Source organism: Arthrobacter sp. QXT-31, assembly GCF_001969265.1.
Taxonomy (GTDB): Bacteria; Actinomycetota; Actinomycetes; order Actinomycetales; family Micrococcaceae; genus Arthrobacter.
Map to the genome: position 1 here is coordinate 4,859,056 of NZ_CP019304.1, position 9,784 is coordinate 4,868,839.

Consider the following 9,784-nt stretch of genomic DNA (forward strand, 5'->3'; position numbering starts at 1 on the left):
GCTGTTCAGCAAGGGGTCAGGGCCCCTCAGCAGGAGTCCGACGGCGCGGCGGCGCGGCTCTCCGCGCCAGCCCACCGAAAGCGAATAACCCGTTGCGGTGCCATCCCGGTAGGGGCACGATGGATAACGTGGCCGCACGGGCCGGCCCATGCCAACCGACCAGTCGCCAGGGAGCAGTCGATGAGTGCGTGGAATGAAAATATCGGTGCAGGATCAGCCGGACTGACAGCGGTGACCGTGGTGGAGGGCTCCTCCTTCTGCATCTCCGCCGAGAGTGGGGACGTGTTTCCCGGCCAGCCGCAGGGTGCGTTTTACCAGGACACCCGGATTCTGTCCCGCTGGCAGCTGACGGTCGACGGCGTTCCGCTGGAGCCGCTGTCCGGCCAGACCCGCGAACCGTACCGGGCTGTGTTCATCGGCAGGCCGCGCGGAGCCAGCGGCGCTGTGGAGAGCCCGCTGGTGGTGGAGCACAACCGGACGGTCGGGCCCGGGCTTCGGGACGACATCAAGGTCCACAACTACTCCGAAAAGCCGCTGACCTGCCGGATCCAAATCAGGGTGGATGCGGACCTGAGCGACCTGTTCGACGTCAAGGGCGGAAAGGTCGTCCCGTCCGCCGAGCACAGCCGGAAGGTCCGGGCCGAGGCCCTGCAGATTGACGCCATACGCAACGGAATCCACCGCGGCGTGGTGATCAGCGCCCAGGGTGCCATGGTCACCGAGGATGCCCTGACGTTCGACGCCGACCTGGCCGCCCGGGGCACCTGGACCGCCAGCGTGTTCACCACTCCCCTGGTGGACGGCGCCTTCCCTGAGCAGCCATTCACCCACGAGACTGCCCCGCACGTGGGCGCGCAACGCTACGCCGCCTGGGAGGAGCATGTTCCCCGGCTCACCGTAACTGACAAGAACGTGGAAAAAGTCCTCACCCGGAGCCAGGAGGACCTGGGTGCCCTCCGGATCTTCGACCCGGAGCATCCCGAGCGGGCCGCCGTCGCCGCCGGTGCCCCGTGGTTCATGGCGCTGTTCGGCAGGGACTCGATCCTGTCCTCCTACATGGCCCTGGCGGTGGATCCGAAGCTGGCCACAGGAACCCTGCAGACCCTGGCAGCATTGCAGGGCAAAAAAGTGGATCCGGACACCGAGGAGGAACCGGGCAGGATCCTGCACGAGGTGCGGCTGGGCGTCACCGCCGGGCTGGCCCTCGGCGGCAGCCAGGCGTACTACGGCACAGCCGATGCAACTCCGCTGTTCGTGGCACTGCTGGCGGAGCTGGGACGCTGGGGCCTGGCGGGCGACCTGCTGGACTCGCTGCTGCCGCACGCCGACCGGGCCCTGGACTGGATAGAGAACTACGGCGACCGGGACGGCGACGGCTTCGTGGAGTACCAGCGCGCCAACGAACACGGACTGCTGAACCAGGGCTGGAAAGACTCCTGGGACGGCATCAACTTCGCCGACGGAAGCATGGCGGAGGCCCCAATAGCGCTGTGCGAGGTGCAGGGCTACGTCTACGGCGCCTACCTCGGACGGGCACTGCTCGCCCAGCAGCTGGGCGATACGGACATGGCGTCAAAGTGGAACCGCAAGGCCGCTGACATCAAGGCCGAGTTCAACGACAGATTCTGGCTCCCCAAAAAGGGGTACTTTGCCGTGGCCCTGGACAAGGACAAGCGTCCGGTGGATGCCTGCGCGTCCAACATGGGCCACTGCCTGTGGTCAGCCATCGTCGACGCGGACAAGGCGCCCCTCGTGGCGGAGCGGCTCATGTCGCCGGAGATGTTCACCGGCTGGGGTATCCGTACTCTCGCCTCCGACATGGGCGCCTACAACCCCGTCAGCTACCACAACGGTTCGGTGTGGCCGCACGACACAGCCCTCATAGCCGGCGGACTGATGCGGTACGGGTTTGTCGAGGAGGCCACGCGCATTGCCATGGGCCTGTTTGATGCGGCGGAAAAGTTCGACGGGCGGCTGCCGGAACTTTTCTGCGGGTTCTCGCGGGACGATTTCCCCGACCCCGTCCCCTTCCCCACGTCCTGCTCGCCGCAGGCCTGGGCCTCGGCCGCGCCGGTGCACCTGATGCGGATCCTGCTGCGCTTCGATCCGCTGCTTCCCCGCGAGGAGGTCTGCCTGGCCCCCGTGCTTCCGGCTGCGTTCGGCAGCTTCCGGGCGGACCACGTACAGATGGACTCGGCCCGTATCACCGTCCAAGCCACCGGCACCGAAGGGTCAATCGATGGCCTGCGCCAGGGCCTGACCTTGCTGCACGAGCCCCGTCCGCCGCTGGCACGGCTGATGAGGCACTAGCCAGGGCACCGGTCCCACCCATAACTGAATGGTCTCAGTAGTTAAAACGGTCTCAGAACATCCGGACAACAAGGGAGCTGCGGATGCGTATCGTTTTAATTGCGGGGCCTTGGTATCCGATTCCCCCCACCGGGTACGGAGGCATCGAACTGGTGGTCGACGCCCTTGCCAGGGGATTTTCCAGGGCCGGCCATGAGGTTCTGCTCGCATGCGCGGCGGACAGCACCTGCCCTGTGCCGCAGCTCCCCGGCATGCGCCCCTCCGAACCTGACTTCGTGGGGTTCACCTCCTCCGAACTCAGCCACGTCGTCAACGCGTATGCCGGGATGGACGGCATGGTTGACCTGGTCCACGACCACACCCTCGCCGGCCCGCTCTACCGCGGGCGTCCCGAGGGGCTGCCGGTGGTGACCACGCTCCACAGCGACCTGAACCCCTCCTTTACCGCCGTTTATGGCGCAGCCGCCCGGGACACAACCCTGATCGCCATTTCCAGGAGCCAGGTCAGCAGCGCGCTGGCCGACCGGGTCGCGGCAATCATCCCGCACGGCATGGAACTGTCAGCCGTTCCGGTGGGTCAGGGGCAGGGCGGCTATGCGTGTTTCCTCGGGCGGATGTGCCCGGACAAGGGCGTGGTGGAGGCCATCGAAGTGGCCCGGCTGGCAGGGATTCCGCTTCGCATCGCGGCGAAGATGCGGGAACCGGCTGAGGTGCAGTACTTCCACGACGTCGTGGAGCCGATGCTGCGGCCGGACGTGGAATTCCTCGGCGAAGTGGGCGGCGCGGACAAGTACAAGCTGCTGGGTGAAGCCGTCGCCCTGCTCAACCCGATCCAATGGATGGAGCCGTTCGGCCTGGTGATGATTGAGGCGATGGCCACCGGCACTCCGGTCGTCGCCACCCCAATAGGGTCAGCCCCCGAGGTCATAGACGACGGCGTCACCGGTTATCTGGCCTCGGCCCCAGAGGAACTGGCGCGTCTCCTGCTGCGCGCGCCGGACCTGGACCGGGCGACAGTCCGGGCTCAGGCCGAGGACCGCTTCAGCACCGAGCGCATGGTCGAGGACCATTTGGCCCTCTACACCCGGCTGATCGGGGTCACTTCAGCACGGTAACCATTTCCGGGAGCTAATTACTTTCGGGCGTTGGTCCGTGCGGTAGCCGTCGCGGTCCAGGGGTCCTCTGGCCACGGGTGTTTGGGATAACGGCCACGCATCTCGGCGCGGACCTGTGCATACGGCCCTGACCAGAACGAGGCGAGGTCGTCCGTGACGGCCAGCGGCCGCCTGGCCGGTGACAGCAGGTGAAACTGCACCGCCACCTTTCCATCCGCCAGCCGCGGTGTCCTGTCCCAGCCGAAGCATTCCTGGAGTTTGACTGCGACCACCGGCCTGCCGCCGTCGTCCTCTGCCTGCGGGTAATCAATCCTGACGCGGGAACCGCTGGGCACCTCCAGGAACTCCGGGGCGAGCTCACCCAACCGGGCGGCGTCGGGCCAGGGAAGCAGTCGTCGAATCGGGTCCGCCAGGTCGATGCCGGAGGTTGACACCCCTCCGGCCAGCGCCTCGAGCTCGGGACCAAGCCAATCGTCGAGCCGTGCCAGCAACGCCTGCTCGGACATGTCAGGCCACGGATCACCCAGCTCCCGGTGCAGCAGAGCGAGACGGCGTCGCAGTCCATCGGCCGACGTCGACCATCCGATAACTCCGAGTCCCTGCTCCTCCACTGCCCGGGCGACGGCGGCGTGGCCATCCGCCGCGGATGCCGGCACCGGCGTGGAGGACAGGACGATGGCGCCCAGCCGACGCTCCCTGCGGGCCGTCACCTTCCCTTGACTGAAGGCCGCCTCCACCGAGTCGCGCAGCAGGTGCGCTGCGGCGGCCTCGGCCGCGTCCGCCGTGAGCGGTGCGGCGGAGCGGATGACCGCGCCGGTCCCGGCGGCGTCCCGCCCGTCCGCCCGGGCAACTTCGGCGACGGCCAGCCATTCGTGTCCGGCCAGAGGGCTGCCGGCGGGCAGCCCGGCCCGGGTACCGGAGGTCAGCAGGTAGCGTTCCGGCCCATCTCCGGGCACGCGGCGTGCCACCCGGCCCGGGAAGGCGAGAGCCACAACCATGCCGACCTGTTCGGCACTTCCTGCCGGCAGTTCCACGGAGGGAACCTCCACCAAAGGAAGCCCGACGCCGGTCGCTGCCTGGCGTGCAAGCGTGTCCAGCCGCCGGGCCTCCTCAGCCCAGCGCCTGGCGGCGGGATCCTTGCCGGAGCGTAGCGTCGACACCAGGCGGGGAAGGTCGGCTCCGTTGGCGCGCTGGTCACCTGCCACGGCGGCAACCACCTCGGCTGCCGTTCCAAAACCAGCATGTGCGGGGGACGCCGAACCGCTGCCAGCCTGCCGTTCCTCGAGCAGCGCCGACCCCACCAGCAGGGCGCGTCCCAACCGGGGATCGGCGGGTATGCGTGCCAGTGCCTTGCCCAGCTCCATGGCGTGGCCGTCGTCCCCCACCGCGCCAAGCTCGCGCAGCACTTCAGTGGCGTCCGCCATCGCCAGCGGGGGCGGCGTGTCCGGCAGGGCAAGCCCGCGTCCGCCCGGTGCGCCCCAGCATGCCAGGATCAGGGCCGCTCCGGTGAGGTCGGACACTGCGATCTCGGGAGTCTGGTGTGCAGGTGCCGCCCCGAGTGTCTTCTGGTCGTAGCAGCGGACCACCTTCCCCGGACCCTGCCGTGCCGCCCGTCCGGCTCGCTGTTCCGCGGAGGCCCGGGAACAGGAGACGGTGACGAGGCCCGTCATGCCCCTGCCGGCATCGCGGCGCGGTTCGCGGGACAGCCCGGAGTCGACCACCAGCCGGACCCCGGGCACGGTCAGGGACGATTCGGCCAGCGCTGTGGATACGATGATCCGTGACGGCTCCCCCGGTTGGCGGCCGGACACGGCACGGTCCTGGGCGGCTGGGCTGGCTTGTCCATGGAGTTCCAGGATTTCAACGCCGGGACCCACCCGGGTGCGCAGCTGACCAGCCACGTGTGACACTTCCCAAACACCCGGCAGGAACACCAGGGCGTCAGTGCCGGGATCGGCGGCGAGAGCTTCGGCGTGCGACGCCGCGGCGGTGTCCGCCACGTGGTCAAGGAAGGCGCGCGTCACGCCGCGCCCGTCCAGGCGCGCCGCGGGAGCGGGCGCCCACGCCGTCTCCAGCGGGTGAAGCGCAGAAGGGCAGTCGACGACGGGAGCCGGCCCGCCGCCGTCGGCCTCCCCGCCGTGCTCTCCGCCCATGTTCCCGTCCTCGTTCCCTTCCTCGTTCCCACCGAGCAGGGCGGCGAACCGCGGCGCGTCCAGGGTCGCCGACATGGCGACGACCATGAGGTCACCACGCAGCTGGCGCACCTCGGCGAGCAGGCCCACCAGCAGGTCGGTTTCCAGGCCGCGTTCGTGCACTTCATCGAGGATTACGGCAGCGGTACCCTCCAGGCCAGGGTCGGCCAGCAGGCGCCGCAGCAGAATTCCCGGCGTCACAAATTCGATGAGGGTGGCGGGGCCGGCCTGCCGTTCGCCGCGGACGGTGTAGCCCACCCTGTCCCCCAGCTTCGTTCCGTCCAGGGCCGCCAGCCGCCGCGCAGCCGAACGCGCCGCAACGCGGCGCGGCTGGGTGACCACGATGCGCGGTTGCCCCTCCGCTGTGGAACCCTGCGCAAGGTTGGCAACCAGCGGAGGCACCAAAGTTGTTTTTCCGGTGCCCGGCGGTGCCTGGACCACAGCTGCTCCGCCGGCGCCCTGCTTTTGGAGCACGCCGGCCAGCTCTCCCAGCGACTCCGCAAAGACCAGCCCGGAGCCGATGGAGTCCAGGTTGAAGGGGGCGGAGGATGCCAGAGGGAGCGCGGAAGTCACCCTTCCATTGTGCCGGTCGGCAGCGGTGGGACCTGACGAAGACAGGCATGGACAGGAGCAGGCAGTCTAATGGCGGCCGCACTTCCGCCGGCAGTGACTTCTCTACGCAGCTGTGACTGATGACCAGTTGGGCCAAGGGTCCAAGGGCAGGGGTGGCTCAGGGTCGTCCCGCTCATCGATCTCGTCGAAATCCTGGGGATCGTGTGGCTGGTCCGGAGGATCAGGCCAGTCGGACGGTTCCGGCTCGGCGTGGCCGGATGGCGCGCCGAACCAGTCGGGTGGTTCCGGCAAGGCGCGGCCTGGTGGCAGTTCCGGGCAGTCTTGGCTGGGGGACGCGTCGGACCAGCCCGGCTGAAAGTTGTCCGGCGCAAAGTTGTCCGGCGCAAAGTTGCCTGGCGCAAAGTTGTCTGGCCAGGTGGGTGGTTCCCAGTCCTGGTGTTCGGCGGGGTAATGGCGCCCGGATGGTGAGATCCAGCCGGGCGGGCTTTCCAGGGTGGCGCCGACCGGTCTCCACGCCGTGGCGTGTTTCAGTCTGTGGTGTTTGGGGCAGGGCTGGCCGAGATTGGTCACGCCGGTGCCGCCGCCGTCGGCCCAGGCGAGGATGTGGTCGGCGTCGTTGTCCAGGGAGTGGTTGGTGCAGTTGGGGAAGGTGCATTTGGCGTCGCGGAGGCGCAGCCATTGCCGCATCGGTTTGGTGAGCCGGTAGCTGGTGCGCCCGATCTCCAGCGGCGCCCCGTCGCGGGGGTCGGTCAGGACCCGGAAGAACGACGTTGCGCCGTTGGCGACAAGCCGGCGGGCCATGGAGGCCGGGATCGGCCCGTACCCGTCGAGCGTGGCGGGCTCGTCGGTATGGCCGAGCAGCGAGAACACCGGAACCGTGACCAGCACCTGCGCCTGCGGGGACGGCACCTCACCGGCCGTCATCTCACCGGCAGGGGCGGAGCCTCCGGGGAAGGAGCCTCCTTGGCCGGCACCAGCTGCCCCACCGGTAATCCCCGGGGCTGGACGGAGCAGCGAGGTGGAAAAGACGTCGGCCCGGAGCTGGGTGAGGGTGCGGATTTCGGTCGGCCCTTGAAGACCACGCGCTATGGCGGTGGTGCGGTTCCAGATCCCGGCGGCCTGGTCCGCGGGCAGGAACGCCGAGATCCAGGCCATGCCGTCCCGGTCCGGGGAGTACTCCAGCCGCCGGTCCTTCACGCTCCTGGAATGCCGGGTTTCAATACTGTCCGGGTGGTGCCGTTCCCGCCAATACCGGGCCTTCGCCCGGAACCTGCCCGGTGCCAGCTCCCCGGCAAAGCAGCCCCGCGCCGCGTTCGGAGCATCAGGATCCAGGAAGTGGGCCTCGAACGCTGCGGCCGCTTCAGGTGACAGCCCTTCGGTCTCATCGCACATGATCCGCGCGTGCTGCCACGAAATACGGCCCAGCTGCAGCGCGGCAAGTGTCATCGGCCGTTCCCTGGTCAGCATGTCCGATTCAACCAGCAGCCGTTCGGCAGCGCCTTCGCTAATGGTCAGCGCGCCGGCCACCTCCGCCCTCACGGCCATCTGCCGAACGGCCGCGTCCTGCGGGCTGCCAACCGGGACTGCCATCGCCGCGTCCGCCGTGACGTACCCGGCAGCAAGCTCCACCTTCACAGCCGCAAGCCGCGCCTCCATCCCGCCCACCACCCTCAGGCCGTCCAGGCATGCAGTCGCCTGCTCCCCAAGAGGATCAACCGGATCCGGCTGGAAATCCCCGCCGGCCGCACCCGGATCAGCAGCCCCCCTCAGCTCGGCCGCCAGCGCCAAAGCAGAGGCACCAAGAGCCTCCAACACCTCCGCAGCAGCCACGCTGTTATCCATACCCCCAGTATGAGAAGGGGCACTGACAAAAACGCCCGGCCGGAGGATCGGGCGGCCCCGGAAGCGCATAATGGCATGATCTACAGGCGACAATTGCGACGGCAGCCCACGCCAGCGGATCAAAGGGCAAGGCTGCCCAGGACAAGGAGGTCCGGATGCTGAGGCTTCCGCGCATCACGGTTGAGGTTCCCGTGCTTGGCGTCGGTGACCGGCCCGCGGACTATGAACAGCTGGCAGCGTACGCCGACGGGCTGCGCAAGCCGGAGGGCCTCCACATGACACTGCTTCACATCGGCATTCTCGACGACTTTGCCGCCGATGTTGTGGCCTGGACCAAGGGGGCCACAGATCCCGCCGCGGCCGCCGTCAAAACCGCCGACTGGCTCCGTGCGCTGCCCGTGCTGGAGGGGTTCACCGGAACGGCGGAGAGGCTTGTTCTGTTCGGCGGCGGCAGGGTATCCGGCCTCGATGTGGAGGTGCCACAGCACGTACGCGATTTTCAGGTCTCTCTCGTCGCAGCCCTCCGGGAACTGCTGGAGGACCTGCTGGTGGACAACCCCGACGACTTCATCCTCAGCTCCCCGGCTCTGGGTTACAGGTACCCGCGGTGGCACCCCCACGTGGCCATAGGCAAGCCGAAGTCGCGTGACCATTCTGGAGAGGGCCGGTCCGGAGAAGGCCGATCGCGGGAGCGGAGCGGCTCGTGGGAAATCCGTCCGCTGAAGGTGGAGTTCGGACCGTCGCAGATCAGGAACCGGCAGCTGCTGCCGGGCCCCGGCGACGGCGGCCATCAATAGCCGTTGCTCTCACCCCTCGGCGACCATCTTCTGAAGCGCCTCCGAAGGAACGAGGCCCATTTCCGCCATCAGGCGCGCTTTGTAGTTTTCGAAGGCACGAAGCGCCGCCACCCTGTTCCCCTGCAGCTGTTCGACTTCAACGACGACTCGTACAGCCTGCTCGTACAGCGGCTCCAGGTCCAGAGCCGCCTCAGATGCCTCCAGCGCCAGCCGGTACTCCGCACGCCCGAACAGCTCACCTGCCAGGCCGACCAGGGCGTGCAGGCGCGCACGACGAAACTCTGCCTGCTCGGCCATGACCCAGTCTTCGTACCACCCGGGCAGCAGATCAGCACGGCGCAGGTCGGAAAGGAATGCGGCGGCGTGGCCATCCCCGCACCCCAGGCCCGGCTGCAAAATCTCTTGGTGGAGGCGGTGAAGATCAACCTCCACTGTGTCGTTCAATGACAGCACTGCACCACCGTTGGCCAGCAAGCCCGGCACCTGCCGGGCGATGAGATGGACGCTCACCCGGAGGCTGTCCAGGGCTTTGGGCTCCGAGTGCGCCGGCCACAGAAGACCGACCAGATAGCTCCGGGACCGCGGTCCCTTCAGAGCCAAAGCCGTGATCAGCCGTTGCTGGCGCAGGGGGACGTGCAAGGCCTCGCCGCCCTGCCGAAGTTGCCACGATTGAAACAGGCTAAGTTGAAAACCACCAGCATCATCACCGGACATGCCCGCCCCCAAATCCTGCAGATTAGAGATCCGGGATAGATCTAGGAACGAGAATGCGCAGTCGCGCGGCCTCTGTCAATCATCATCAGGGGCCGCAGCAAGCATGACTGCCAGCTATTACTTTTCACGCCGTTCCGCCAGCTATAGGTACTTGGACGGGCGCGGCGCCATACTGGGACGACAATCGTTCAGTTGCAGGGGTTTCCTTGGCTTACTCAACATTGGGACAAGCGGCTGCATC

Annotated in this window: 6 protein-coding genes; 3 read left to right on the plus strand and 3 right to left on the minus strand. The window is 68.0% G+C overall.

The window, feature by feature from the left end:
* Positions 1 to 180: 180 nt before the first annotated feature.
* Both BWQ92_RS22220 and BWQ92_RS22225 read left to right on the plus strand, forming a co-directional pair.
* A complete protein-coding gene (locus tag BWQ92_RS22220; protein WP_076803286.1) occupies positions 181 to 2,310 on the plus strand; it encodes an amylo-alpha-1,6-glucosidase in 2,130 nt (709 codons plus the stop codon).
* An 83-nt stretch (positions 2,311 to 2,393) separates the two neighbouring features.
* Positions 2,394 to 3,425, plus strand: a complete 1,032-nt coding sequence (locus BWQ92_RS22225; protein ID WP_076803287.1) for a glycosyltransferase family 4 protein — start codon at positions 2,394 to 2,396, stop codon at positions 3,423 to 3,425.
* 17 nt (positions 3,426 to 3,442) lie between these two features.
* Here BWQ92_RS22225 and BWQ92_RS22230 read toward each other — a convergent pair whose 3' ends face one another.
* Positions 3,443 to 6,190 (minus strand): ATP-dependent RNA helicase, encoded by a 2,748-nt coding sequence (locus BWQ92_RS22230; protein ID WP_076803288.1) that lies wholly within the window; start codon positions 6,188 to 6,190, stop codon positions 3,443 to 3,445.
* 102 nt (positions 6,191 to 6,292) lie between these two features.
* Positions 6,293 to 8,032: an HNH endonuclease signature motif containing protein gene (locus BWQ92_RS22235; protein ID WP_076803289.1), complete on the minus strand. Its 1,740-nt coding sequence runs from the start codon at positions 8,030 to 8,032 to the stop codon at positions 6,293 to 6,295.
* A 155-nt stretch (positions 8,033 to 8,187) separates the two neighbouring features.
* Between BWQ92_RS22235 and BWQ92_RS22240 the strand changes: the two genes are divergently transcribed.
* Positions 8,188 to 8,829 carry a hypothetical protein gene (locus BWQ92_RS22240; RefSeq protein WP_076803290.1) on the plus strand — a complete coding sequence of 214 codons (642 nt, stop codon included), beginning with the start codon at positions 8,188 to 8,190 and terminating at the stop codon, positions 8,827 to 8,829.
* A 9-nt stretch (positions 8,830 to 8,838) separates the two neighbouring features.
* Here the strand turns inward: BWQ92_RS22240 and BWQ92_RS22245 are convergent, their stop codons facing one another.
* Entirely contained in the window at positions 8,839 to 9,543 is a 705-nt protein-coding gene (locus tag BWQ92_RS22245) for an AfsR/SARP family transcriptional regulator (RefSeq protein ID WP_076803291.1), read from the minus strand.
* Positions 9,544 to 9,784 lie beyond the last annotated feature (241 nt).